At 64.1% G+C, this 25,148-nt stretch carries 16 protein-coding genes and 1 pseudogene; 8 read left to right on the top strand and 9 right to left on the bottom strand.

Annotated features, from left to right (window positions below; all coding sequences use genetic code 11):
- Window positions 1–5: 5 nt before the first annotated feature.
- Window positions 6–2,498 carry a penicillin acylase family protein gene (locus CK910_RS20495; protein ID WP_098984523.1) on the top strand — a complete coding sequence of 831 codons (2,493 nt, stop codon included), beginning with the start codon at window positions 6–8 and terminating at the stop codon, window positions 2,496–2,498.
- Window positions 2,499–2,564: 66 nt separating this feature from the next.
- Here the strand turns inward: CK910_RS20495 and nifJ are convergent, their stop codons facing one another.
- Both nifJ and CK910_RS20505 read right to left on the bottom strand, forming a co-directional pair.
- Entirely contained in the window at window positions 2,565–6,170 is a 3,606-nt protein-coding gene (gene nifJ / locus CK910_RS20500) for a pyruvate:ferredoxin (flavodoxin) oxidoreductase (RefSeq protein ID WP_098984524.1), read from the bottom strand.
- Window positions 6,167–7,813: an NAD(P)-binding protein gene (locus CK910_RS20505; RefSeq protein ID WP_098984525.1), complete on the bottom strand. Its 1,647-nt coding sequence runs from the start codon at window positions 7,811–7,813 to the stop codon at window positions 6,167–6,169. The genes nifJ and CK910_RS20505 overlap by 4 nt, the downstream gene beginning before the upstream one ends.
- Window positions 7,814–8,216: 403 nt before the next feature.
- Between CK910_RS20505 and CK910_RS20510 the strand changes: the two genes are divergently transcribed.
- Window positions 8,217–10,025, top strand: a complete 1,809-nt coding sequence (locus tag CK910_RS20510) for an MOSC N-terminal beta barrel domain-containing protein (RefSeq protein WP_172955378.1) — start codon at window positions 8,217–8,219, stop codon at window positions 10,023–10,025.
- A 201-nt stretch (window positions 10,026–10,226) separates the two neighbouring features.
- Window positions 10,227–11,939 (top strand): methyl-accepting chemotaxis protein, encoded by a 1,713-nt coding sequence (locus tag CK910_RS20515; RefSeq protein ID WP_098984527.1) that lies wholly within the window; start codon window positions 10,227–10,229, stop codon window positions 11,937–11,939.
- A 74-nt stretch (window positions 11,940–12,013) separates the two neighbouring features.
- Here the strand turns inward: CK910_RS20515 and htpX are convergent, their stop codons facing one another.
- The 5 genes from htpX to bioB all read right to left on the bottom strand — a co-directional run bounded on the left by htpX (window position 12,014) and on the right by bioB (window position 16,900).
- Window positions 12,014–12,886 (bottom strand): protease HtpX, encoded by an 873-nt coding sequence (gene htpX / locus CK910_RS20520; protein WP_042651327.1) that lies wholly within the window; start codon window positions 12,884–12,886, stop codon window positions 12,014–12,016.
- A gap of 112 nt (window positions 12,887–12,998) precedes the next feature.
- Window positions 12,999–13,679: a dethiobiotin synthase gene (bioD, locus tag CK910_RS20525; RefSeq protein ID WP_098984528.1), complete on the bottom strand. Its 681-nt coding sequence runs from the start codon at window positions 13,677–13,679 to the stop codon at window positions 12,999–13,001.
- Window positions 13,680–13,792: 113 nt separating this feature from the next.
- Window positions 13,793–14,593 carry a malonyl-ACP O-methyltransferase BioC gene (gene bioC, locus CK910_RS20530; RefSeq protein ID WP_098985187.1) on the bottom strand — a complete coding sequence of 267 codons (801 nt, stop codon included), beginning with the start codon at window positions 14,591–14,593 and terminating at the stop codon, window positions 13,793–13,795.
- On the bottom strand, window positions 14,586–15,803 hold the full coding sequence (gene bioF, locus CK910_RS20535; protein ID WP_098984529.1) for an 8-amino-7-oxononanoate synthase: 1,218 nt from the start codon (window positions 15,801–15,803) through the stop codon (window positions 14,586–14,588). Before bioF ends, bioC begins: the two co-directional genes overlap by 8 nt.
- Window positions 15,800–16,900: a biotin synthase BioB gene (gene bioB / locus CK910_RS20540; protein WP_098984530.1), complete on the bottom strand. Its 1,101-nt coding sequence runs from the start codon at window positions 16,898–16,900 to the stop codon at window positions 15,800–15,802. Before bioB ends, bioF begins: the two co-directional genes overlap by 4 nt.
- A 189-nt stretch (window positions 16,901–17,089) precedes the next feature.
- Between bioB and bioA the strand changes: the two genes are divergently transcribed.
- On the top strand, window positions 17,090–18,364 hold the full coding sequence (gene bioA, locus CK910_RS20545) for an adenosylmethionine--8-amino-7-oxononanoate transaminase (protein ID WP_172955379.1): 1,275 nt from the start codon (window positions 17,090–17,092) through the stop codon (window positions 18,362–18,364).
- A 135-nt stretch (window positions 18,365–18,499) separates the two neighbouring features.
- Window positions 18,500–19,315, top strand: coding sequence for a HAMP domain-containing protein (locus CK910_RS20550; protein WP_098984532.1), 816 nt, complete (start codon window positions 18,500–18,502; stop codon window positions 19,313–19,315).
- Here the strand turns inward: CK910_RS20550 and CK910_RS20555 are convergent.
- On the bottom strand, window positions 19,312–19,662 hold the full coding sequence (locus CK910_RS20555; protein ID WP_098984533.1) for a hypothetical protein: 351 nt from the start codon (window positions 19,660–19,662) through the stop codon (window positions 19,312–19,314). The genes CK910_RS20550 and CK910_RS20555 overlap by 4 nt on opposite strands.
- A 182-nt stretch (window positions 19,663–19,844) precedes the next feature.
- Here CK910_RS20555 and asnS point away from each other — a divergent pair, with 182 nt between their 5' ends.
- The 3 genes from asnS (at window position 19,845) to CK910_RS20570 (ending at window position 23,796) form a co-directional block, all read left to right on the top strand.
- Window positions 19,845–21,245, top strand: a complete 1,401-nt coding sequence (gene asnS / locus CK910_RS20560; RefSeq protein WP_043557632.1) for an asparagine--tRNA ligase — start codon at window positions 19,845–19,847, stop codon at window positions 21,243–21,245.
- 377 nt (window positions 21,246–21,622) lie between these two features.
- A complete protein-coding gene (locus tag CK910_RS20565) occupies window positions 21,623–22,966 on the top strand; it encodes an anaerobic C4-dicarboxylate transporter (RefSeq protein ID WP_098984534.1) in 1,344 nt (447 codons plus the stop codon).
- A gap of 158 nt (window positions 22,967–23,124) precedes the next feature.
- Window positions 23,125–23,796, top strand: a complete 672-nt coding sequence (locus CK910_RS20570; protein WP_098984535.1) for a hypothetical protein — start codon at window positions 23,125–23,127, stop codon at window positions 23,794–23,796.
- Window positions 23,797–23,911: 115 nt separating this feature from the next.
- Here CK910_RS20570 and CK910_RS20575 read toward each other — a convergent pair.
- Window positions 23,912–25,050: pseudogene (locus tag CK910_RS20575) on the bottom strand (M20 family metallopeptidase).
- Window positions 25,051–25,148 lie beyond the last annotated feature (98 nt).

Here is a 25,148-nt window from a genome sequence, read left to right on the forward strand (position 1 = left end):
CTCAAATGCGATCTCCCTTTCCCCTTACCCTGCTCGGCTGCCTCGTTCTGGCCGGCTGCCAGGAGAACAGCAGCGAGCCGGATCCCGCTCGCCACTATGACGTCACCCTCACCTACACGGAGCAGGGGGTGCCCCACATCAAGGCGAATGACTACGCCAGCCTCGGCTTCGGGGCGGGTTACGCCCATGCCGAGGAGAACCTCTGCACCCTGAGCGAACAGATCATGAAGCTGCGGGGGGAAAAATCCCGCTGGCTGGGGGCGGGAGAGCAGCAGCGCAACCTGCTCTCCGACGTGGGCTATCGCTCGCTGGATCTGCCCGCCCAGGCCGCCGCTCTGTATGGCAAGCTGGCGCCAGATGCCCGCGATCTCATCGAGGGCTATGTGGCAGGCTTCAACCACTCACTCGCGGGACGAGCCGGCCCGGCGGACTATCCCTCCCCCTGCCGTGGGGCCGAGTGGGTCGAGCCCATCACCCCGACCCAGCTGCTGGCCTATCACCTGGATCTCGCCCAGCTCGCCAGCGGCCGCAGCTTCATCGGCGCCATGGCGAGCGCCCAGCCTCCCGGCAGCGGGACGCAGGCGCGCGCCCTGCCTGACCCGGAAGCCGAGTGGCTGCTCACCGCCGAGGGGATCGGCAGCAACGGCTGGGCACTGGGGGCGGATCGCAGCAGCAACGCCAACAGTTTGCTGCTCGGCAACCCCCACTTCCCCTGGGATGGCGAACTCAGGTTCTACGAACAGCACCTGCAGATCCCGGGCAAACTCAACGTGACCGGCGCCACCATGATGGGTTTTCCCGCCATCCTGATCGGCTTCAACGAACAGCTGGGCTGGACCCATACCGTCTCCCAGTCCAAGCGCTTCACCCTCTATCAGCTCACCCTGGATCCCGCCAACCCGCTGCGCTACCGCTACGGCGACCAGTGGCGGGAGATGAGCCAGAAAACCGTCACGCTGCAAGTGCGTCAGGCCGATGGCAGCCTGCAACCCTATGCCCAGACCGTCTATGCCAGCCACTTCGGCCCCGTGGTCAACCTCGCCTCCCTCTCGCCCACCCTGGGCTGGACCAGCAGCAGCGCCATCAGCTTCCGCGATGCCAACGCCGGCAACTACAAGATGCTGGAGCAGTGGCTGGCCATGGCCAGGGCCCAGAGTACCCCGGCCTTCTTCGACGCACTGGCCGAGCATCAGGGGGTGCCCTGGGTCAATATCCTGCTGATCGACAAGGCGGGCCAGGCCAGCTATGTGGATGCCACCCAGGTGCCCCGCCTCGGCGCCAAAGCCGAAGCCTGGTGGCGAATGGCCTCCCAGACCCCGCAGCTGGCCCCCGTCTGGCTGGATGGCGAGGGCAGCGTGCTGCTGCCGGGCAATGATCCCGACTTCGAGTGGGTCGACAGCGGCCAGACCCGGGCCCCCGGCCTTGTCCCCCTGAGCCAGGCCCCCCGCCAGACCCGCAGCGACTACGTCTACAACGCCAACAGCAGCCACTGGCTGACCAACCTGGCGGTGCCGCTGGAGGGTTACTCCATCCTCTACGGACCGGAGCAGACGGTGCGCAGCCCGCGCACCCGCTACAACGCCCAGCTCATCAGCACCCCAGAGACCATGGGACTGACCGGGGCCGATCGCCGCTTTACCCTGCCGGCGCTGCAACGGGTGCTGACCCACAACGGCTCCCTGTTTGCCCGCGAACTCAGGGAACCCCTGCTGGCCCGTTGCCAGGCCCATCCCCTGATCCAGCTGACGAGCGGCCCGCTGGACCTGACCCCGAGTTGCAATGCGCTCGCCAACTGGGATGGCGAGTATCAGCTGGAGAGCCGGGGTGCCCACCTGATGCGCGAATGGCTGACGGCGTTTCGCACCAGCGGCCACAGAGACATCAAGGATACCCTGTTTGCCATCCCCTTCGATCCGGCCCGGGGTGCCACCACGCCGAGCGGACTGGCCCCCTGGGGTGGCGCGCCGGATCAGGATCCCGCCCTGCTGGCGCTGGCCCGGGCTCAGCAGCGGTTGCAGGCCGCCGGTATCGCGCCGGATGCCGAACTCGGCGCGCTGCAGTTCGTGCAAAAGGCGGCCGGGCTGACCCCCATAGCACTGCCGGGAGGCAACTCGTTCGAGGGGCTGTTCAACATGGTGCAGACCAATCTGCCTTCGCGCAGCAGCTCGGATCTCGCCAACATAGTGACCGGCAAGAGCGTGGCGGATACCACGCTGCGCAGCCTGGATGACGACGGTGACGGCCAGCCCGAGCTGCGCTATCGCGCCAACTACGGCTCCAGCTTCGTGCTGGCCCTGCAGTTCGATGCCGCCGGGCCCAAAGCGGAGCGCTTCCTGAGCTACGGCCAGTCCCACGATCCCGAGAGCCCGCACTTCACCGATCAGACCGAGCAGTTTGCCCGCCAGCAGTGGCAGCCCATGCGCTTCACCGAGCAGGAGATAGAAGCCCATCAGGAGCGCAGTCTGCACCTCAAGGTGCTGCGTGCCACCAGCCCCTGAACCACGCCTCTCTCCAGTCATAAAAAAAGCGGGCCGACAGGCCCGCTTCGTCATTCAGGATCCGGCTCAAACGGGAGGATGGAAGGCGCTGGCCTCCCGGGTCGCCATCTCCTCGTAGGTAGCCCACTTCTGCCACGCCACTTGTTGTGCCACCTGCATCAGCCGCTCGGCCTCCTCCGGGTGGCTCTGGGCCAGCACCCGGTAGCGGTTCTCCTCTGCCCTGTACTCGGCAAGCGGAATCGAAGGGCGCAGGCTGTCGAGGCTGAAGGGGTTCTGCCCCGCGTGGCGCAACACCGGGTTGTAGCGCAGCAGCGGCCAGTGGCCGGAGTCCACCGCCCGTTTCTGCTGGGTCAGCCCCAGCTCCATGTCGATGCCGTGGGCGATGCAGTGGCTGTAGGCGATGATGAGGGACGGCCCCGGATAGGCCTCCGCCTCCCGCAGGGCCTGCAGCGTCTGCTGCGGATTGGCGCCAAAGGCGATGCGGGCCACATAGACATTGCCATAGGAGATGGCCTGCAGCGCCACATCCTTCTTGGCCAGCGTCTTGCCCCCCGCCGCGAACTTGGCGACGGCCCCCAGCGGGGTCGATTTCGACATCTGGCCGCCGGTGTTGGAGTAGACCTCGGTGTCCATCACCAGCACGTTCACATCCCGCCCGGAGGCGAGCACGTGATCGAGCCCCGCCGAACCTATGTCATAGGCCCAGCCATCGCCGCCGACGATCCAGACCGAGCGGCGCACCAGCTGATCGATGAGAGACAGCAGCTCGCGGGCTTGTCCCGAGTTCACCTCCTCCAGTCGTTCGCGCACCTGTGCCACCCTGCCCCGCTGGGCGCGGATCTGTGACTCCAGCCGCTGCGGGGCGCTGATAAGCGACTCGACCAGCTCATCCCCCAGATCCCCCTTCATCGCCTTGAGGGCGGCCACCGCCTGACCATGATGCTGATCGGCGGTGAGGCGAAAACCAAAGCCGAACTCGGCGTTGTCCTCGAACAGGGAGTTGGACCAGGCCGGTCCCTTGCCTTCGCCATTCTTGGCCCAGGGGGTGGTCGGCAGGTTGCCGCCATAGATGGAGGAGCAGCCGGTGGCGTTGGCCACCAGCATGCGATCGCCAAACAACTGGGTCAGCAGCTTGAGATAAGGGGTCTCGCCACAGCCCGCGCAGGCGCCGGAGAACTCGAACAGGGGTTCCAGGAACTGGGCACCGCGCACCGTGGAGAAATCCACCCGCTCGCGGGCAGGCCAGGGCAGCCCCTCGAACCAGCGCAACGCCTGCTTCTGACCGGCCAGATGGGGTGCCTTGTCCATCATGGTGATGGCGCGATCGCCTTCATGGCTCTCTCCTTCAACACGCTCGCCTTGATGGCTTGCATCGGCCCCGGCCCGCACCGGACAGGCCTGCACGCACTGGCCGCAGCCGGTGCAATCCTCCGGGTAGAGCTGCAGGGTGTAGCGGCTGTCGGGGAAACCCCTGGCGGTGACGGGCACCGACTGGGCCGCCTCGGGGGCGGTGGCCAGCCAGTCCTGGTGATAGAACTTGGCCCGCAGCGCCGCATGGGGGCAAACGAAGACGCAGTTGCCGCACTGGATGCAGATATCGGAGTGCCAAATCGGGATCTCGCGGGCGATATCCCGCTTCTCGAAGCGACTGGTGGCTGTGGGGTAAGTGCCATCCACCGGCAACATGGAGACGGGGATGAGATCGCCGCGCCCCGCCAGCATCTCGCCGGTCACCCGCTGGACAAACTCGCTGCCGCCGGGGGCCAGTGGCAGCGGATAGTCGCTGATCGGCTCATCACCGGCCGGGATCGCCACCTTGCAGAGGTGAGCCAGGGTATCGTCCACCGCCGCGAAGTTGCGCGCCACCACCTCTGGCCCCTTGCGGGCATAGCTCTTCTCTATGCTCTCCTTGATCAGCGCAATGGCCTCGTCCCGCGGCAAGACTCCGGCCAGCGCGAAGAAGCAGGTCTGCATTATGGTGTTGATGCGATTGCCCATGCCGTTTTGCTCGGCTACCCGATCCCCGTCGATGCAGTAGAGCTGGATGTTGAGGGCGCGGATGCGGGCCCGCAGTCGCTCGGGCAGGCGGGCCCAGACTTGGCTTGCCTCACAGGGGGCGTTGAGCAGCAGTATGGCCCCCTCGGCGGCGTGCTCCAGCAAGTCCACCGACTCGACAAAGCTCCACTGGTGGCAGCCGATGAAGCTCGCCTGCTCGATGAGCCAGGGCGCGTCTATGGGCTCGGGGCCAAAGCGCAGGTGGGAGACGGTGCGCGAGCCCGACTTCTTGGAGTCGTAGACGAAATAACCCTGGGCATGGAAGCCCTCCAGCTCGCCGATGATCTTGATGCTGTTCTTGTTGGCGCCGACAGTGCCGTCGGCGCCCAGGCCGAAGAAGAGCGCCCGCACCCGGCTGGCAGGCTCCAGATCACCGATGGGGTGCCAGGCCAGACTCAGGCCCGAGACGTCATCGACAATCCCCACGGTGAAACGCGGGCGCGGTGCATCGGATGCCAGCTCCTCGAACACGGCGGCGCACATGGCGGGAGTGAACTCCTTGGAGGAGAGGCCGTAGCGGCCGCCACTGAGCCAGGGCAGTCGCTTGAGAAGGCCGCGCTGCAAGCCGTCGATGAGGGCGCTCTGCACGTCCAGCAGCAGCGGCTCGCCGCCTGCACCCGGCTCCTTGGTGCGATCCAGCACAGCCAGCCGGCGCACACTGGCAGGCAGGGCATCGAGCAGCGCCTGCACCGGGAAGGGGCGATAGAGGCGCACCACCAGGACTCCGGTCTTGCGATCCTGACGGTTGAGCCAGTCGACCGTGGTGCGGGCGGTGGCCGCCCCCGAGCCCATCAGCAAGATGACGTCGGTCGCATCGCTGGCACCGTGATACTCCACCAGCCGGTAGTGGCGGCCGGTGAGGGATCCCAGCTTGTCCATGCACTGCTGCACCCGCGCCGGCACAGCTTCGTAGAAGGGGTTGACGCTCTCGCGGGACTGGAAATAGGTATCGGGGTTCTGGGCCGTGCCGCGCATCACGGGGTGATCCGGGTTGAGCGCCCGGGCGCGGTGGGCCCGCACCCAGTCGTTGTCGATGAGGGCGCGGATCTCGTCCCTATGCAGGGCCGTGATCTTGTTCACCTCGTGGGAGGTGCGAAAGCCGTCGAAGAAGTGGATGAAGGGCACCCGGCACTGCAGGGTGACGCTGTGGGCAACCAAGGCCAAGTCCTGCGCCTCCTGCACAGAGCCGGAGGCGAGCATGGCAAAGCCTGTGCTGCGCGCCGCCATCACGTCCTGATGGTCGCCAAAGATCGAGAGCCCCTGCGCCGCGAGCGATCGGGCCGCCACATGGAACACGGCAGCGGTCAATTCCCCGGCGATCTTGTACATGTTGGGCAGCATCAGCATCAGCCCCTGACTGGCGGTGAAGGTGGTGGCGAGCGCCCCCGCCTGCAGGGCGCCGTGCACAGTCCCGGCCGCCCCTCCTTCGCTCTGCATCTCCACGACTGTGGGGATATTGCCCCAGAGGTTGGTCTGCCCCTCGTCCGCCCAGGCGTCGGCCAGCTCGGCCATGGTCGAGGAGGGGGTGATGGGATAGATGGCGCACACTTCGCTCAGCTGGTACGCCACCCGGGCCGCGGCTTCGTTGCCATCGACCATGATCAGTTCATGTTTCATTGGGACTCCTCCGGTTGGCGCAGCTCGATAGCGTGGCAGGGGCATTGATCGTGACAGGCACCGCAGCCGGTGCAGCGATCCGCATCCACCCGATAGCCGTGGCCCGGCCCCAGCTTCTCGATGGCCTGCTCGGGGCAGCTGCCATAACAGCCGTCGCACTCGAAGCAGTTGCCGCAGGAGTAGCAGCGCGCCGCCTCGTAGCGGGCCGCCGTCTCGTCCAGCCCACCTATGATCTCGCCAAAGTCGTCCCGCGCCCACGCCGGTTTGACCGGCTGACTGCTGGCGGGCGCATGGGTCTGGAACCAGAGCTGCAGCTGCTCAGGCCCCACCAATGGATAGGAGAGCGGTTTGTGGTAGTGGCGACCGCGCAGCCAGGCATCCATGTGGCGCGCCGCCTTCTTGCCGTGGCCGGTGGCGATGGTGACTGTGCGCTCCGAGGGCACCATGTCGCCGCCGGCAAACAGCCCGGGCACGTCTGTCATGAGGTTGTCTGCCACCTGCACCACCCCCTCCTGGCTGACCCGCACGCCGGGAATGCTCTCCAGCACGCTCAAGTCCACCTCCTGACCGAGCGCCAGAATGAGGGAGTCTGCTTCGAGTGTTTCAAACTGGCCGGTGGGCACAGGTTTGCCCTGCTCATCCAGCACCATCACCTCCACTTCAATGCTGGTGTTGTCGAGCTGGCGAATGCTGCGCAGCCAGTTGATCTTGATCCCCTCCTCCTCGGCTTCAAGGGCCTCGAAGGCGTGGGCCGGCATGTGATCCCGGTCGCGCCGGTAGATGATCATCGCCTCCTCCACCCCGAGGCGGCGGGCGGTGCGAGCCGCATCCATGGCGGTGTTGCCGCCGCCGTAGATGGCTACTCGTCGTCCCAGTTTGGGGGGCGGAAGACCCTGCTCCTCGGCCAGGCTGGCCTGCTCGAGGAAGCTCACCGCATCGAGGATCTTGCCCGCCTCCCGGGCCGGAATATCGACCCGCTTGGCCAGATGGGCGCCAATGGCCATGAAGACGGCATCAAAGCCCCCCGCGTCACGCGCCTTGAGCACGTCTTCCACCTTGTGATTGAGGGTGAGGGTGACGCCGGCGGCCAGGATGCGGGCCACCTCCCTGTCCAGCACGTCGCGGGGCAAGCGGTAGGCGGGAATGCCAAAGCGCAGCATGCCGCCGGCCAGCGGCCCCGCTTCGCGGATCTCCACCTGATGGCCGAGTCGGTTGAGGTGCCAGGCACAGGACAAACCGGACGGGCCGGCGCCGACGATCAGCACCTTCTTGCCACTGGCGGGCGCAGGTGGCGCAGGCTGCCAGCCTTTGGCCAGCGCCTCGTCGCCGAGGAAGCGTTCGATGGCGTGAATGGAGACGGCATCATCCACCTGGGCGCGATTGCAGGCGCTCTCGCAGGGGTGATAGCAGACCCGGCCATGGACGGCGGGCAGGGGATTTTCTTCGATCAGCGTCTGCCAGGCCGCTTCAAAGCGGCCCGCTTCGGCCAGGGCAAGCCAGGCCTGGATGTTCTCGCCGGCCGGGCAGGCGTGGTTGCAAGGTGGCAGGGCCGGCCGCCAAACGGGTAGCCGAGTACGGACCGGGCCTGTTCCCGTTTTCTGGGAGAGATCCGGCTGTGGGGTCATATCCAGTTGTTTGCTCATACATTGCTTTCTTCTTTTTGTGTGACAGGCCCCCTCCGATGGCACTTGATACCGTTTAGCCGGAGCGGACGGTGGCCGGAGAGGGAAGAAGCGAAAGCGTTAGAAACTGGAAGCTGTCTCGATAGTGGACTGATTTTTGTACTGAATGGCGGATCAGGATCAAAAAATGTTGCACTTTATGGGGTCTGGAGCGCGGAACGTGACCCCTGTAACATCTTGCCCAATTGCACACGGGATGGCGTTGACCGGCTCATCCGACCGAGGGCGGACACAGTACCGTCGGCGCCGGATCGCCATATGAGGACGGCACAGGGCGGCGACCATGCAAGGATTGCTGCACGGGGCGGGAACCGTTATCTTGCCTCCTCTTCATCTGCACAGGCCACTGCACAAGGACTCGGACATGCCAATACTCGACAGCATTCATCTCTACCCCATCAAATCGACGGCAGGCATGCCACTGGCCCGTGCCCGGGTGACCGAAGAGGGCCTGCTGGGGGATCGCCGCTACATGGTGGTCAAGCCGGACGGCAGCTTCATCACGGCTCGCACCCATCCCCAGCTGCAACAGGTAGTGGCCACCTCCATGGAAGGCGGCCTGCAGTTGCGCTATCCGGGTCTTGAGCCACTCACACTGCGAGAGCAGGATTTTTCCCGCACGCCCCGAGCCACCGGCGTCTGGGGCGACAGCTTCACCGCCCTGCAGACCCTGCCCCAGGCCGATCACTGGCTGAGCCAGGTGACGAGGGAGCCGGTGCAACTGCTTTGGCTTGGCGAAACATCAGACCGCTTTCGGGAGAAGACAGGCACCCGGGTCAGCTTTGCCGACGGTTATCCGCTGCTGCTGATCAGCCAGAGCTCGCTCGATGATCTCAACCTGCGCTCCGATGCCCTGCACCAGATGAGCCAGTTTCGCACCAACCTGGTGGCGAGCGGCACCCGTCCGTTCGAGGAGGACGGCTGGGTGCGCATCCGCATCGGCGAGGTGGAATTCAGGGTCGACAAGCCCTGCAGCCGCGGCATCATGACCACGGTGGAAGCGGGCACGGATCGCTTCAATGCCCTCAAGGAACCGCTCGCCACCCTCACCCGCTATCGCCGGGGCGAGGATGGGGATGTCTATTTCGGCCAGAATCTGGTAGCCCTCAACGAGGGCTGGATTGAGGCGGGCAGCGAGATAGAGGTGCTGGAGACGACCCGTCCCCGGGTCTACCCCAACGCGGCGCCCAGGAAGCGGGCGCTGGTGTGCGTGGCCCGCGAGCCGCTGGCACGGGATCTGGAGACCTTCTGGTTTGAAGCGGCCGATGGCGAGCCGCTGCCCGACTACCTGCCGGGCCAGCACCTGCCCATCAGCCTCGACCTCAAGGGTGAGCGGCTGCAGCGGCGCTATACCCTGAGCTCAAGCCCGGATCTGCCGGATCGCTACAGCATCAGCGTCAAGCGCCTCGGTGAGGGGCGCATCTCTCCCTGGTTGCACCAGCAGCTGCGAGTGGGCGATACCCTGCTGGCATCCGCCCCGGCTGGCGAGTTCCACCTCGGCACAGAGCGCTCGCTGTTGCTGCTCTCGGCCGGCTCAGGTGTCACCCCCATGCTCGCCATCGCCCGCACCTTAGGCCTGCGCGGTGAGCTTGGCGATGTTCACTTCATGCACCTGTGTCGCAGCGAGGCCGACATCCCGGCCGCCGCCGAGCTGTACGCCATGGCGCAGCAGGGGATGGCTCTCACCCTGATCCTGAGCCAGCCCGATGGTCACTGGCAGGGGCTGAAAGGGCGCCTCTGCGATACCCATCTGGCCCAGATCAAGGGGCTGATCCAGCGGGAGGTGTTCCTGTGCGGTCCTCACGGCTTTATGGCCGATGCGGCGGCCAGACTGACCGCCCTTGGCGTGCCCGCCAGCCAGATCCGGCAGGAGAGCTTCGGCGGCGCCATCCTCTCGGTGGCGCGCCCCCACAAGGCGATACGGCTGCGCATAGGTGAACAGGCCTTTGCCGGCAACAATCAGGGAACCGTGCTGGATCAGGCCCACAAGCAGGGAGTGGAGCTGCCCTGGAGCTGCCGCGCCGGCATCTGCGGCAGTTGCAAGCAGACCCTGGTCTCGGGTGAGGTGGATCACCCGGATGCCCCGGCCATCACGGCCGCCGAGCGCGCCGAGGGCAAGATCCTCACCTGCTGCGCCGTGCCGCTGACCGATCTGGTGATCGGGCCGCGATAATCCAAGGGACCGGGAGCATGGCGTCGTCCATGCATCCCGGCCCTCCCCCTCAAGCCCCTCCCCCTTTTCTCGGCGCTGCCCGCCAAACTTGCCGAGCCCGGCTCCTATACTCACAGCAACAACAATAAAACCCCACAGAAGTACCGGCCTTCGCCGTGTGACAAAGGGGGTTGCTCTGGTGAGAATAAGGACGCTCAAACCATGGAACAGAACAGACCCACCTTTCAGTTCAACCTCCTGCTCTCCGTTGTCACCCTGATCCTGCTGTCGCTGGTGTTTTTTGCCTACAGCTGGTCAGGGACGCGACTCGAACAGAGTTATCAGCAACGCTACCAATCCTATCTGCTGGCCGATGAACTGCGGCAATCCTCCGACGATCTGACCCGGCTCGGTCGCACCTATGTGATCACCAAGGATCCCGCCTACGAACAGCAGTACATGCGGATCCTGGCCATTCGCAACGGTGAACAGAACCGGCCAGAGGGCTACAACCGCATCTACTGGGACTTCGTCGCCGCCAACGGCCAGAATCCGAGACCCGACGGCAATCTTCGCCGCGGCCTCATCGATCTGATGAAGGACACCGGCTTCACCGACGGGGAGCTGGCCAAGCTCAACGAGGCCAAGAACAACTCGGATGCCCTGGTCAACACAGAGGTGGCGGCCTTCAAGCTGGTGCAGCAGACGGACGGTGATCAGGCAGCCAACCAGCAAAAGGCCATCGCCATGATGCATGACAAGGCCTATCACCAGAACAAGGGGCGCATCATGTCCCCCATAGATGACTTCTACGTCATGATGGAGAACCGTACCCAGCAGGCGGTGGACGACGCCACCAGCCAGTCCTCCATGCTGCGTTACCTCTTCATCGCCCTGGGTCTGGTGTTGATGTTCTTCCTGTGGCGCACCTACAAAGCCCTGCTTGATCTGGTCGGCACCTCGGTCAGCCAGCTCAGGAGCGATCTCGGCAGCCTGGCGCAGGGGGATTTCTCGCGCCAGATCCATGTGCCGAGCGGCGCCAAGGAGAGCCTGATCGGCCTGCTGGCCACCATGCAATCCACCCTCAAGGGGATCATTGCCCAGGTCTCCCACTCCACCGAGGAGCTGTCGGGATCGGCCGACAGCATAGTCCAGATAGCGGAGCAGACCGCCCAGTTTGCCACCTCCCAGCAAACCAGCACCCAGACCATGGCGGCGGCCATCGAGGAGCTGGTGGTGAGCATCAGCCACCTCTCCGACAACGCCACCCATGCCGACGAGTTGAGCAAGGTTTCCGCCAATACCCTGGAAGAGGGATCCGGCGTCATCAAGCAGACTCTGGACAGCATACAGAGCATCTCGGACACCGTATCCAACGCGGCCAGCAGCCTCTCCGAGCTCAACAGCCACACCCAGCAGATCTCGGACATCATAGAGGTGATCCGCGGCATCGCCGATCAGACCAACCTGCTGGCCCTCAACGCGGCCATAGAGGCGGCGCGGGCCGGTGAGCAGGGGCGCGGCTTCGCCGTGGTGGCCGACGAGGTGCGCAATCTCGCCAGCCGTTCGGCCGCCTCGACCCAGCAGATCACCGGCATGATCAGCAAGATCCAGAGCGGGGCGGATGCCTCCATCCGCAGCATGGAGAACACGGTCAACAACGTCTCCCGCGGGGTGAGCCTGGCCAACCAGACGGGCGAGGCCATCGCCAGCATCAAGAGCCATGCCTCCAACCTGACCGGCCTGATGGGGGAGATAAGCCACACGCTGCGCGAGCAGTCCACCGCCGCCAACGAGGTGGTCTCCACCGTCGGCAACATCACCTCCCTCTCAGAGCAGTCTGGGGACGCGGCCCGTCACGTCTCCCAGGAGGCGGCCAAGCTCAAGCAGCTGTCACGGCTGCTGCGCCAGGAGATGGGCCACTTCAAGCTGTGATCCTATGGCACAAAGCAAAACGGCTGCCCAAAGGCAGCCGTTTTTTATGCGGGTGTGTCACCCTGGCATCACACTCAACCGCGCAGGGCGGCGATGCGCTGCTCGATGGGCGGGTGGCTCATAAACAGCTCGCTCACGGAGCGCTTGCCGTTGATGCCAAAGGCCATCATGGCACCTTCCATCTGCGGCTCGGCACCGCGGGAGAGGCGCTGCAGCGCGGCAATCATCTTGTCGCGGCCGGCCAGCTTGGCGGCACCCGCGTCGGCGCGAAACTCACGCTGACGGCTGAACCACATGACGATCATGGAAGCCAGCACGCCGAACAGCATCTCCAGCACGAAGACGGTGATCATGTAGGCAAAGCCACCGGAGCTGCTGCTCTCTTCGCTGTTGTTGGAGCTGAAGAAGTTGCTGATGACGCCGGCCACGATACGGGCGAAGAACATCACGAAGGTGTTCACCACCCCCTGGATCAGGGTCAGGGTCACCATGTCGCCGTTGGCCACGTGGCTCACCTCGTGGGCCAGCACGGCTTCCGCCTCGTCCCGGCTCATGCTGTAGAGCAGGCCGGAGGAGACGGCGACCAGCGAATCGTCGCGGCGGGCACCGGTGGCGAACGCATTCATCTCGGGGGAGTCGTAGATCCCCACTTCCGGCATCTTGATGCCCGCTTCACGGGCCTGACGGGCCACGGTACTGACCAGCCAGTGCTCGGTCTCGTTGCGGGGTTGCTCGATGACCTGGACGCCATAGCTGCGCTTGGCCATCCACTTGGACATCAGCAAGGAGATAAAGGAACCCCCAAAACCGAACACGGCACAGAACACCAACAGACCGGAAATGCTGGACTTGTTGATCCCCAGAACCGAGAACAGGATATTGAGTACCACCCCCAGCACCAGCATGACGGCCAGGTTGGTCACCAGGAATAGCATAATTCGCTTCATATTGACTCCTTGTGAGATATGGATGCGTGGCCCCACACAGCGTCACTGCCGGCCGGGACCACACCTGCCCACATAATAGATAGATTCGATGAATGTTCGCTGAATGTCGGCCTCAGAGCAGGGGCGAAATGTCGAGACGCCCGCGCAGATCGGCCTCGAGCGGATTGTTTACAAAGGGTATTTCACCCAAAAACGGGGCGGGCAGCAAGCCCCGCAAGGTGTCCAGGTTCTCCTGGTAGTGACTCATGGAGCCGTGCAGCCGATTGATGACCCAGCCCGCCACCGGCAGGTTGTCATTGCGAATGGCGGCGAAGGTGAGCAGCGCATGGTTGAGGCAACCCAGCTTGGCCCCCACCACCATGATCACCGGCATGTTCTCCTGCTTGACCCAGTCCGACAACAGGTGCTTGCGATCCAGCGGCAAAAACCAGCCCCCGGCTCCCTCCACGATGATGAGTTCGGCGCCGGCCTGCTCTATCTGGCGCAAACCATCGGACAAGCCCTTCAGCGTGATGGCCTCACGGGCCTCGCTGGCGGCGATATGGGGCGCGATGGGCGGTTCAAAAGCGAACGGATTGACCAGATCGTAAGGCAGCGACAGGCTGGCCGCCTCTTGCAGCAAGACGGCATCCAGGTTGCGCAATCCATCCGGGGTGCGGGCACAACCGGCGGAGACCGGCTTGTAACCGGCGCACTGGATGCCGTGGGCGGCAAATTCCAGCAACAGGGTGCGGGCGACCAGCGTCTTGCCCACATCTGTGTCCGTGCCCGTGATAAAGAAGGATTTAACCATGATGACTCCTCAACGCAAATCAGGTGCCTACCCGCATGTGGGGACAGAGCACCTGCGTATCAACTCTTTCAGGCAAAGCGGCAGATCCACCGCCAGCTCAACCTCGGACCGGTTTATCGGCGGCTCGCTTGCCCCAGACAGACCTGGTAGCTGGCGGTCAGCCTGCCGTCCGGCTGACGATGGGCTTCATAGGCCAGGCTCAGGCGCTGCAAGCGCTGCCGGCTGCTGAGGCCGGGCTGACGCTCGTCATTGATCTGGCTGGCCCCTATCCCCTTGAGATCGCGCAGCAGACCGCTCAGTTCGGGATAGGCGAGCGACCAGGTCAGGCTCTCGAGGCGAGGGGCGGTGAAGCCCCCTGCGGCCATGGCATCCTGCAATTGTGGCAGGCTGAGGAAGCGATTGACATGGGGACTGTCGTCAACCGTGCGCCAGGCCTCACGCAATTGCCAGAGCGAATCCGAGAGCAGGGTCGAGAACAGCAGCCGGCCGCCGGGTTTGAGCACCCGATGCAGCTCGGCAAAGGCCTGCGCCGGACGCTCGCACCACTGCAAGGCCAGGCTGGAGAAGACCCAGTCCAGACTCTGATCGGCAAAGGGCAACTGCTCCGCATCGCCGCACACCAGTTGAGCGCCGCTGCCGCGCAGGGCCGCCTGCGCCAGCATGCCGGGGGCGAGATCCAGCCCGTGCAGCCGATGGCAACGGCCCGCCAGGTGCGGCAGGAAGAAACCTGTGCCGCAGCCCAGATCCAGCCCGCTCACCGTCAGCTCAAGGCCAACCTGCCTGTCCGGCATCCGCTCGAGCAGCGCCAGCCCCACCTCCTGCTGGAAGCGGGCGTGGGCGTCGTAGTGGCGGGCGGCCGCCCCGAAGCGGCGGGCGAGCTGGGCCTTGTCGACCGACTGGAAACGCTCATGCATGGCGAGCACCTCTCGGGTCTGCGGCATCCTGATCCCCGCTAGCCGACAGGGTGCAAGGGCCGAGGGCATAGAGCAGGCGATCCACATCCTGTTCACTGTGGGCCGCGCTCAGGGTGATGCGCAGCCGCGCCGTGCCCGCCGGCACAGTGGGCGGGCGAATGGCGGTGACCCAGAGCCCGACTGCGCGCAGTCGTTCGGCCAGCTGCAGGGCGGCGATGCTTTCCCCCACCAGCAGCGGCTGTATGGGGGTGTCGCTGGCGCCGAGTTGCCAGCCAAGGGCGGCGGCGCCCTGTCGAAAGCGGGCTATCAGCTGCTGCAAGCGGACTCGGGCCTCGTCGGCGCCGCGTACCAGTTCGATGCTTTTGCTCACGGCGCAAGCCTGGGCGGCGGGCATATGGGTGCTGTAGACGTAGTGGCGGGCGAAGTTGACCAGGTAGTCCACCAGCTCGCGGCTGCCGCCCACGAAGGCCCCGGCCACCCCGAGCGCCTTGCCAAAGGTGCCCATCTGGATGTGGACGCAAGCTGGATCAACTCCTTGCGCCGCCAGGGTGCCGCGCCCCTCTGACCCCAGCACGCCGAGACCGTGGGCATCGTCGATCATCAGCCAGTTGCCGCTCCGGGCAGCCAATGCCGCAAGTTCAGCCCAAGGGGCCTGATCCCCGTCCATGCTGAACACCCCTTCCGAGACGATCAAGCCCCGATTTGGTTCGAGTTGACGCGCGAGCGCGGCCATATCGTTGTGGCCGAAACGCTTCATCTTGCAGGGCAGCTGGCTGCCCATCTCCTGCAGGGAGGCGTGGTTGAGCCTGTCCTGCCACAGCAAGTGATCCTTGCCGAGCAAGGCTTTGAGCACAGCCTGATTGGCGGAGAAACCGCAGTTGAACAGCAGCACAGCCTCCACCCCCAACCAGTCAGCAAGCGTCTCTTCCAACTGCTGGTGGGCGCGGCTGTAACCGGTCACCAGCGGCGAGGCGCCGGAGCCCGCACCATAGCAGTCAATCCCCTCCTTGAAGGCGGCCTTGATGGCGGTGTGATCCGCCAGCCCCAGATAGTCGTTGGCGGAGAGGTTGAGGTAGTCGCGCCCATCGACCACCAGCCTGGCCCCCGTGCGGCCATCTGTGGCGGTGCGGCGGCGCAGCAAGGCGGCCTGCTCGCGCCCGGCCAGCGCCTCACCCAGCGTAAAGGGACCCGTTACCACAGGGCTCTTCATGGACGCGCTACGCCTGCACGGGGGCGGGTGGCATCGTAAAACATCTCATCCGGCTCGCTCTGGCGGCTCACCTCGGCCAGCAGCTCGGCTTCCAGTTCCAATGTCTGAACCTGATCCGGCTTCTGGGCCCGCTGGGCGGGGCGAATACCGAGCCGCTTGAACAGCTGCATGTCGCTGTTCTCGTCCGGGTTCGGCGTGGTCAGCAGCTTGCAGCCGTAGAAGATGGAGTTGGCCCCCGCCATAAAGCACATGGCCTGCATCTGCTCGTTCATCTTCTCCCGCCCGGCGGAGAGGCGCACGTGGGAGGCGGGCATCATGATGCGCGCCACGGCTATGGTGCGGATAAATTCGAACGAGTCGAGGTTCTCTTCGTTCTCCAGCGGCGTCCCCTTCACCTTGACCAGCATGTTGATGGGCACACTCTCCGGGTGGCGCGGCAGGTTGGCCAGCGCCATCAAGAGGCCCGCCCTATCCTTGGCCTGCTCGCCCATGCCGACGATGCCGCCGGAGCAGACCTTCATGCCGGCGCCGCGCACATGCTCCAGGGTATCGAGTCTGTCCTGATAGGTGCGGGTGGAGATGATCTCGCCGTAGAACTCCGGCGAGGTGTCGAGGTTGTGGTTGTAGTAGTCAAGGCCTGCTGCCCCCAGCCGCGCCGCCTGATCGGCGGTCAGCATCCCTAGCGTCATGCAGGTCTCCATGCCGAGCCCGCGCACCTCCTCGATCATCCGCAGGATATAGGGCATGTCCCGCTCCTTGGGGTTGCGCCAGGCGGCCCCCATGCAGAAGCGGGACGAACCGTTGGCCCTGGCCTCGCGGGCCCGTTCCAGCACCTTCTCCACCTCCATCAGCCGCTCTGTCTCGAGCCCGGTGTGATAACGGGCGCTCTGGGGGCAATACTTGCAATCCTCCGGGCAGGCGCCTGTCTTGATGGAGAGCAAGGTGCTCACCTGCACCTCGTTGGGATCGAAATGGGCGCGGTGTACCGTCTGGGCCTGGAACAGCAGATCGTTGAATGGCAGGGCAAACAGGGCCTGAACCTCGGACAGGGTCCAGTCGTGGCGAAGGGCGTGGCCGCCCAGGGTGAGAGCATTCATACATGGCTTCCGATTGTTATAAGTGGGATCCTGCGCCGGCCATCCCGGATGAGCGAACACAGAAACCGCCGCTGTGCCTGCACCTTCTCAATGGGCAGAGCCAAGTGGCTGAAATTGTTGGCTAGTGTAGAGAGCGCGCGTAGACTGTCAACACCGACCAGATCAAACCAATTGACAACAGAACACATAATGACCAATCAAGAATTCGACCTGCACCACGTCTGGCACCCCTATACCTCCCTCACCCACCCCCTGCCCTGCTATGAAGTGGCCAGCGCCAAAGGGGTAAAAATCACCCTCAGCGATGGCCGCGAACTGGTGGATGGCATGAGCTCCTGGTGGGCCTGCGTCCACGGCTATCAGGTGCCGGAACTGGACGCGGCTGCCACCGCCCAGCTCGGCAAGATGTCCCACGTGATGTTTGGCGGCCTGACCCATGCCCCGGCCGTCGAGCTGTGTCGCAAGCTGGTGGAGATCACCCCGGCCGGCCTGGACAGAGTCTTCCTTGCCGATTCCGGCTCGGTGGCGGTGGAGGTGGCGCTCAAGATGGCCCAGCAATACTGGCACGCCAGGGGCACCCCCAGAGCCAAGTTCCTCACCCTGCGCGGCGGTTATCACGGCGACACCTTCGGCGCCATGAGCGTCTGCGACCCGGATGGCGGCATGCACGAGCTCTATAAAGGCTTTCTGCCGGAGCACCATTTCGCCCCGGCACCGAGCTGCCGCTTCCACGCCGAGTGGGACGAGCAGAGCGTGGTGGAGCTGGCCACGCTCATGGCTGACCACCACCAGGAGATCGCGGCCATCATACTCGAGCCCATAGTGCAGGGGGCCGGCGGCATGCGCTTCTACCATCCCCGCTACCTGCAGTGGGTGCGCGCCCTGTGCGACGAGTTCGGCGTGCTCTTGATTGCCGACGAGATCGCCACCGGCTTTGGTCGCACCGGCCAGCTGTTTGCCTGTGACTGGGCGGGGATCAGCCCCGACATCATGTGTCTAGGCAAGGCGCTCACCGGCGGCTACCTGACGCTCTCGGCGACCCTGACTACCGAGCAGGTTGCCCGCACCATCTGCGATGGCAAGGCCGGCGTCTTTATGCACGGCCCCACCTTCATGGGCAACCCATTGGCATGTGCGGTCGCCAACGCCTCCATCGATATGCTGCTCGCCTCCCCGTGGCAGGAACGGGTGCAGGCCATCGAACACCAGCTGCGTACCGAGCTGGTGGAACTGACCCTCAACCCGGCGGTGGCCGATGTGCGGGTGCTCGGCGCCATCGGCGTGGTGGAGATGAAGGAGCGGGTGGACGTGGCCCGCATCCAGCGCAAGTTCGTCGAACTGGGGGCCTGGATCCGGCCGTTTGGCAAGCTTGTCTACCTGATGCCTCCCTTCGTCATCACCCCCGAGGAGCTGAGGGTATTGACCGGCGCCATCAATGAGGCCATCGCCAGCGGCGAATTCTGAGCCTGAATGAACAGGCCCTGCATGAGAATGCAGGGCCTTTTGACTCTTTTTCATCAGAATGTGAGCGAGGCACCAGACCCGGACCACCGGGGCGAGTAGACTGCGCGGGTTTTACCCAACAGACGTACCTTTCCCATGCGCCTCTCCATTGCTGCCAAAATCAACTTCTTCCTGCTGTTCATCTTCTCCATGGTGCTGGTCTTCTCCGCAGCCTATCAGGCGGTGCGCGAGCGCGACCTCATCCTGACCCTGATCAAGGAGCAGAGTCGCGAGCAGACCGAGGCCTATTTCGACGGCCTCAACATGCTGATGCTGACCGGCAAGATGGATGCCCGCGACACCCTGCGCAGCAAGTTTCTCGATCACGCCCACGTGGAAGATGCCCGCATAGTGCGCGGCGAATCGGTGAGCAAGCAGTACGGGGTCGGCCACGAGAGCGAGCAGCCCAAAGACAGGTTCGACGAGCTGGCGCTGGCGGGCAAAGGCAGCCTGGAGGTGGTGCACGACGGCATGCACAGCAAGCTGGTGGTGACCCGGCCGCTGCTGGCCAAGAAGGATTTTCGCGGCACCGACTGTACCAGCTGCCATCAGGTGGCGGAAAATACCGTGCTGGGGGCGGTGCGCTTTGATTACTCCCTCGATACCCTCTTTACCCGGGTCGAGCAAAACATACTCACCTCGGCGCTGAGCCTCACCGTCATCTTCGGGCTGGGTCTGCTGCTCACCCTCTGGGTCATCCGCACCTGGATAGTGCGCCCCCTCAACCAGCTGACCCGCTCCATGGAGGAGGCCACCGATCTGCACGACTTCGGTCATCGACTGGAAGGGGATGAAGGGGACGAGATAGGCCGGGTCGCGCTGGCCTACAACCAGATGCTCGACAGCGTGGAGCGCCAACTGGGCAAGCGCCCCGCACCTCGCCCGGAGAGGGACGAGAAAGAGCAAGATTAGCCCCTGTAGTAGAACAGCAGGCTGGCGATGAGGATCAGCAACAAGATGGCCAGATGCACCAGGCCGACATCCTCCTGGCGACGGCAACGTTGCCGCTCGAACAGCAAGACCACCAGGGTCAGCACAGAGCAACCCCAGAGCCCGTGCACCAGCCAGGGAGTCAGCACGGGATCCCAGCTCTGGCGTACCTTGACCCCGCCATAGATCAGAAAACCGTAGGCCGTCTGTGGCCGCGCGAAGTGATAGAGGGAGAGCAAGGCGATGAAGCCGCCCCAGCAGAGGATCACCAAGCCCTGCAGCACCCGAGTCAGCCGGTCAGGCCCCTGTCGCCGCTCTTTCATGCCCATCCCTCACCCAAGTGGCCCGGTCATGAGGTGATCCGGGCACAAAACCCCGCCAGAGTCCGACATTTTTGCTTGTTTATCAAACCCGCGCGGGTAAGATTGACGGCTTAGTCTGCCATGATGGGCCTATCAATGCCCGGGCAAGACCCATAGCGCTGCAAGAACAAGCTGGAGACAATATTTCGATGACGCACGCATCCGTAGTAGATGTGCTGACCGGTAAATATGCGGTTGGCACCACCCAGACAGTCAAAGGGTGGATCCGGACTCGCCGTGATTCCAAGGCGGGGATCTCATTTTTGGCCGTATCCGATGGCTCCTGTTTCCATCCGGTGCAGGCCGTCGTCCCCAATACCCTGGCCAATTATGAGAATGAAGTGCTGCGTCTGACCACAGCTTGCTCCGTGGAAGTCACCGGTGTGGTTGCCGCCTCCCAGGGCAACGGTCAGGCTTTCGAACTGCAAGCCACCGACGTCAAGGTCGTAGGCTGGGTCGAAGATCCGGACACCTACCCCATGGCCGCCAAGCGCCACAGCATAGAGTACCTGCGTGAACAGGCCCACCTGCGTCCGCGTACCAACATAGTCGGCGCCGTGACCCGGGTGCGCAACTGCCTGGCCCAGGCCATTCACCGCTTCTTCCATGAAGAAGGTTATCTGTGGATTGCGGCTCCGCTCATCACCGCCTCTGACACCGAAGGTGCCGGCGAGATGTTCCGCGTCTCCACCCTGGATCTGGAAAACCTGCCGCGCACCGATGCCGGCAAGGTCGATTACGACAAGGACTTCTTCGGCAAGGAGACCTTCCTGACCGTGTCCGGTCAGCTCAACGTCGAGACCTACGCCTGCGCCCTCTCCAAGGTCTACACCTTCGGGCCCACCTTCCGCGCCGAAAACTCCAACACCAGCCGCCATCTGGCCGAGTTCTGGATGGTAGAGCCGGAAATCGCCTTCGCCAACCTGGACGATAACGCCGCCCTGGCCGAAGCCATGCTCAAATACGTCTTCAACGCCGTGCTGAGCGAGCGCCGCGACGATCTGGAGTTCTTTGCCCAGCACGTGGACAAGGATGCCATCGGTCGTCTGGAACGCTTCGTCTCCTCCGACTTCGCCCAGATCGACTACACAGATGCCATTGAAGTGCTGAAAAACTGTGGCAAGACCTTCGAGTTCCCTGTCTCCTGGGGCATCGACTTGTCCTCCGAGCACGAGCGCTATCTGGCCGAGGAGCACTTCAAGTCTCCTGTCGTGGTGAAGAACTACCCGAAAGACATCAAGGCCTTCTACATGCGTCTCAACGATGACGGCAAAACCGTTGCCGCCATGGACGTACTGGCCCCGGGGATCGGCGAGATCATCGGCGGTGCCCAGCGTGAAGAGCGCCTCGAGGTACTCGATCAGCGCATGGCCGAGATGGGCCTGAACAAGGAAGATTACTGGTGGTATCGCGATCTGCGCCGCTTCGGCACAGTCCCGCACGCCGGTTTCGGCCTCGGTTTCGAGCGTCTGGTGGTCTATGTGACCGGTATGGGCAACGTCCGCGACGTCATCCCCTTCCCGCGTACCCCGCGTACCGCCGAGTTCTGATTACTACCACTTGCCGACAAAGCCGACCCCAGGGTCGGCTTTTTGTTATCCAGGCAGCGCCATTCCGCCCTGCAGACCACCACAATTAATCACCCACTCCACTCCCCCACAGCCCACTTGCCACTCCCCTCACCCCCTGCAGCACATAGAGCCCCGTACGGTGCCGTTTATTGGTACAACAAATAACAATGATGTTAATACGTGGTTTTTATGCAGTTAAATCAAAAAGCGATGAGTTATTGAAGTACCTCAAATTTTTACCCCTTTTAGGAGGGCACAATACCCACTAACCCTTTAGGGCTAAATAAAAAACAGACAATCCCGGTCCATGAACCCAACACAACACTGACATGGATTAAATCACGCGAGGTAATGGAATGATCTTGATGGAATTTTTTGTGGTGCTCGGCTGCTTGCTGCTGGGTACCCGGTTTGGGGGCATGGGACTGGGTCTCATCAGCGGCATAGGTCTATTCCTGCTGACCTTCGTGTTCGGCCTGACCCCCGGTGAACCGCCGGTACAGGTGATGCTGACCATACTCGCCGTGATCGGCTGCGCCGCCACCCTGCAAACGGCCGGTGGCCTCAACCTGATGATGCAGATTGCCGAGCGCCTGCTGCGTCGTCACCCGCAATACATCACCATACTGGCGCCGCTCACTACCTGGACCCTCACCTTCCTGTGCGGTACCGGCCACGTGGTCTACACCATGTTCCCCATCATCGCCGACATAGCGCTGCAGAAGAACATACGTCCCGAGCGGCCGATGGCGGTGGCATCCGTTGCCTCCCAGATGGCGATCTGTGCCTCCCCGGTCTCGGTGGCCGTGGTCTCCATGGTCTCCATCCTGGCAGCCGGTCATGGCATAGGTCAGGCTTACGGCCTGCTCGACATCCTGATGATCGCCATCCCCTCCTCCCTGACCGGCGTGATCATGGCGGCCCTGTGGAGCCTGCGCCGCGGCAAGGATCTGGACCAGGACGAGGAGTTCCAGGCCAAGATCAAGGATCCGGAGCAGCGCACCTTCGTCTATGGCGGTGGTGAAACCCTGCTCAACACCAAGTTCCCGAAAGAGGCCTACTGGTCGACCTGGATCTTCTTCGCCGCCATCGCCGCCGTGGTCTTGCTCGGTGCCAACGAAGGGCTGCGTCCCGTGTTCACCATCAAGGACAAGACGGGCCCGCTCTCCATGAACCTGGTGATCCAGATGATGATGCTGATCGCCGGCGCCATCATTCTGATGCGCTGCAAGGTCAAGCCGGGTGACATCTCCAACGGCCCCGTGTTCAAGGCCGGCATGGTCGCCATCTTCTCCGTGTTCGGGGTTGCCTGGATGAGCGAGACCTTCTTCCAGGCCCACATGCCGCTGCTGAAAGAAACCCTGGCCCACGTGGTACAGGCCCAGCCCTGGACCTACGCCCTGGTGCTCTTCCTCATCTCCAAGCTGGTGAACAGCCAGGCCGCCGCCCTGACCGCCATCGCCCCCATGGGGCTGGCACTGGGGGTGGAGCCCAAGCTGCTGATCGCCTTCCTGCCGGCCAGCTACGGCTACTTCGTGCTGCCGACCTACCCGAGCGATCTGGCCTGTATCGGTTTCGACCGCTCCGGCACCACCCGCATCGGCAAGTTCATCATCAACCACAGCTTCATCATTCCGGGGCTGATCGGGGTCAGCAGCTCCTGCGCCCTGGGGTATGTGCTGACCACCATTCTGCTCTAATCACGGCGGCGTTTATCACGCTCTTGCCAGGCAGGCCCCCGCACGGGGGCCTGCTCTTTTTCCCCCGGTCAATTCCTGCCACGATTTCCCGCTGCGGCTTTACCTGCACCCCCGCCACTGGGTAGCATGCTCCCTCTTTCACCATAGGACTCTTCCCCATGTCTCGCGTCATCCTGCTCTGGAGCGGTGGCAAGGATGCCATGCTGGCCCTCTGCCATGCCCGCGATGCGGGTCATCAGGTGGTGGCACTGGCCACCTTTGCACCGCTGGAGCCCCGCTTTCTGGCTCACCCCTTGCCGCTGGTGCGCCGTCAGGCGGCGGCCCTCGGTCTGCCTCACCTGCTGGTCACCATAGAAGCGCCGTTCGAGCAGAGCTACGAAACCGCGCTGAGCCGCTTGCAGCAGGAGTGGAACCTCGATGGGGTAGTGACCGGCGATATCGACAGCGTGGGGGGCGCACCAAACTGGATCCGCGAGCGCAGCCAGCCGCTCGGGCTCGCCGTCCACACCCCGCTCTGGCAGCAATCTCGCCAAACCTTGCTGGCGGATATGCTGGCGCGCGGCATAGTCGCTCACCTCTCCTGCGTCGATACCCGGGTGCTGGCTCCCGAGTGGGCCGGGCGCTCGCTCAATGCAGCCACCCTCGCCGAATTGCAGCAGCTGGCCGAGCGCCAGGGGTTCGATGCCTGCGGCGAGCAGGGGGAGTACCACACCATGGTGACCGACGGCCCCGGCTTTGCCGCTCCGTTGCGCCTCAATGGCTGGCAGGTGGCACGGCAGGATCATCTGGCCTATCTGGCGGAAGAGGGCGCGAGCCATCTAGTCAGTTAGGCATTAGTCAGTTAGGCGCTAGCCATCTAATCAGTTAGGGCTGCGCCAGACCATCCAATTTCCATAAAAAACGGGAGGCCTGAGCCTCCCGTTTGCACTGCTTTTATTCGATATGTCAGCGTGCCAGCTTGGTCAGCACCCGCTGCAACAGGCGGATGCGCGGCTCTATGCTGTCGAGCAGCAGGAATTCGGCCTCCGAGTGGAAGCCGCCACCCATGGGGCCGAAGCCATCCAGCGACGGCACGCCCGCGGCGGCGGTGAAGTTGGCATCCGAACCGCCACCTGCCTCCAGCCAGTTGAAGGGGATCCCCTCCTCCAGGCCGCCGCCTCCACCAGCGCCATCAGCGCCTCGGTATCGCCACTCGGGCGCATCGCCGGCTTGAAGGCCTGGCGATCCACCTCGACCCGGCAGCCGGCGAGGAAGGGATTGTTGGCCATGAAGCCGAGCCGCTCATGCACAACCGCCGCCTCTTCGTTGCGCCAGAAGCGCAAGTCCACGATCGCCTCGGCAAAGTCCGGCACCACGTTGACGCCAGTGCCGCCCTGCACCACCCCCACGTTCATTGTGGTGCCCGTCTCAAGATTGACCTGATCGTTGATGGCCAGCACCCAGTGCGCCAGCTCTGTGATGGCCGAGATCCCCTCGCTCAGCGCCGAACCGGCGTGGGAGGCCTTGCCGTGGAAGCGGATGCGGTACTTGGCATTGCCCTTGCGGGCGCTGATGAGATCCCCGTTGGGGCGTGCCGCCTCGGCCACCAGCACGCAGCCACTCTGTTTCGCCTTCTCTACCAGCCAATCTTTGGACCAGGGGGAGCCCACCTCCTCGTCACAGTTGCAGCAAACCAGCACCTTGAGTTTGGCCAGTTGCGCCGGATCCATCTCTTTCAGGGCATACCAGATAGAGAGCAGGCCGCTCTTCATGTCCGACACGCCGGGGCCAAAAGCCTGATTGCCTTCGATGGAGAGCGGACGCTTGGCCGCCGTCCCCTCGGGGAAGACGGTATCCATGTGGCCGCACAGCATCACGTCGTAGTGATCGGCGCCCGGCGCATTGGTTGCCTCGAGGCAGGGGCCGCACTCAGGAGCGAACTGGTGGCGGGTCACCTGCCAGCCGATCGCCTGATACTTTTCGGTCATGATGTCGGCCACCCGAGCCACCCCGGCCGGGGTGCGGGTGCCGCAATCGAGATTGATGAGCGGGGCCAAGTCGGCCAGATAGCTATCGAGGGAAAACGGGCTCTTTACATCTGTCATCATCTTCTCCATGCAAGCCTTGCCACTCGCGGCCAAGGCCTGTCAGCAACAGGATGAGGGCGGGCAGCCGCGCTGCCCGCCCCCTCATTACATACACA

Source organism: Aeromonas sp. CA23, from assembly GCF_002587065.1.
In the GTDB taxonomy this organism is placed as follows: Bacteria; Pseudomonadota; Gammaproteobacteria; order Enterobacterales; family Aeromonadaceae; genus Aeromonas; species Aeromonas bestiarum.

What these genes read in the sequence shown, in the direction of transcription:
- bioF (WP_098984529.1), bottom strand. Translation starts at nt 15,803, where the DNA reads ATGAAGAGCCCTGTGGTAACGGGTCCCTTTACGCTGGGTGAGGCGCTG.
- bioC (WP_098985187.1), bottom strand. Translation starts at nt 14,593, where the DNA reads ATGCATGAGCGTTTCCAGTCGGTCGACAAGGCCCAGCTCGCCCGCCGC.
- bioA (WP_172955379.1), top strand. Translation starts at nt 17,090, where the DNA reads ATGACCAATCAAGAATTCGACCTGCACCACGTCTGGCACCCCTATACC.
- CK910_RS20570 (WP_098984535.1), top strand. Translation starts at nt 23,125, where the DNA reads ATGTCTCGCGTCATCCTGCTCTGGAGCGGTGGCAAGGATGCCATGCTG.
- CK910_RS20495 (WP_098984523.1), top strand. Translation starts at nt 6, where the DNA reads ATGCGATCTCCCTTTCCCCTTACCCTGCTCGGCTGCCTCGTTCTGGCC.
- nifJ (WP_098984524.1), bottom strand. Translation starts at nt 6,170, where the DNA reads ATGAAACATGAACTGATCATGGTCGATGGCAACGAAGCCGCGGCCCGG.
- CK910_RS20565 (WP_098984534.1), top strand. Translation starts at nt 21,623, where the DNA reads ATGATCTTGATGGAATTTTTTGTGGTGCTCGGCTGCTTGCTGCTGGGT.
- CK910_RS20505 (WP_098984525.1), bottom strand. Translation starts at nt 7,813, where the DNA reads ATGAGCAAACAACTGGATATGACCCCACAGCCGGATCTCTCCCAGAAA.
- asnS (WP_043557632.1), top strand. Translation starts at nt 19,845, where the DNA reads ATGACGCACGCATCCGTAGTAGATGTGCTGACCGGTAAATATGCGGTT.
- bioD (WP_098984528.1), bottom strand. Translation starts at nt 13,679, where the DNA reads ATGGTTAAATCCTTCTTTATCACGGGCACGGACACAGATGTGGGCAAG.
- CK910_RS20550 (WP_098984532.1), top strand. Translation starts at nt 18,500, where the DNA reads ATGCGCCTCTCCATTGCTGCCAAAATCAACTTCTTCCTGCTGTTCATC.
- CK910_RS20515 (WP_098984527.1), top strand. Translation starts at nt 10,227, where the DNA reads ATGGAACAGAACAGACCCACCTTTCAGTTCAACCTCCTGCTCTCCGTT.
- CK910_RS20510 (WP_172955378.1), top strand. Translation starts at nt 8,217, where the DNA reads ATGCCAATACTCGACAGCATTCATCTCTACCCCATCAAATCGACGGCA.
- CK910_RS20555 (WP_098984533.1), bottom strand. Translation starts at nt 19,662, where the DNA reads ATGGGCATGAAAGAGCGGCGACAGGGGCCTGACCGGCTGACTCGGGTG.
- bioB (WP_098984530.1), bottom strand. Translation starts at nt 16,900, where the DNA reads ATGAATGCTCTCACCCTGGGCGGCCACGCCCTTCGCCACGACTGGACC.
- htpX (WP_042651327.1), bottom strand. Translation starts at nt 12,886, where the DNA reads ATGAAGCGAATTATGCTATTCCTGGTGACCAACCTGGCCGTCATGCTG.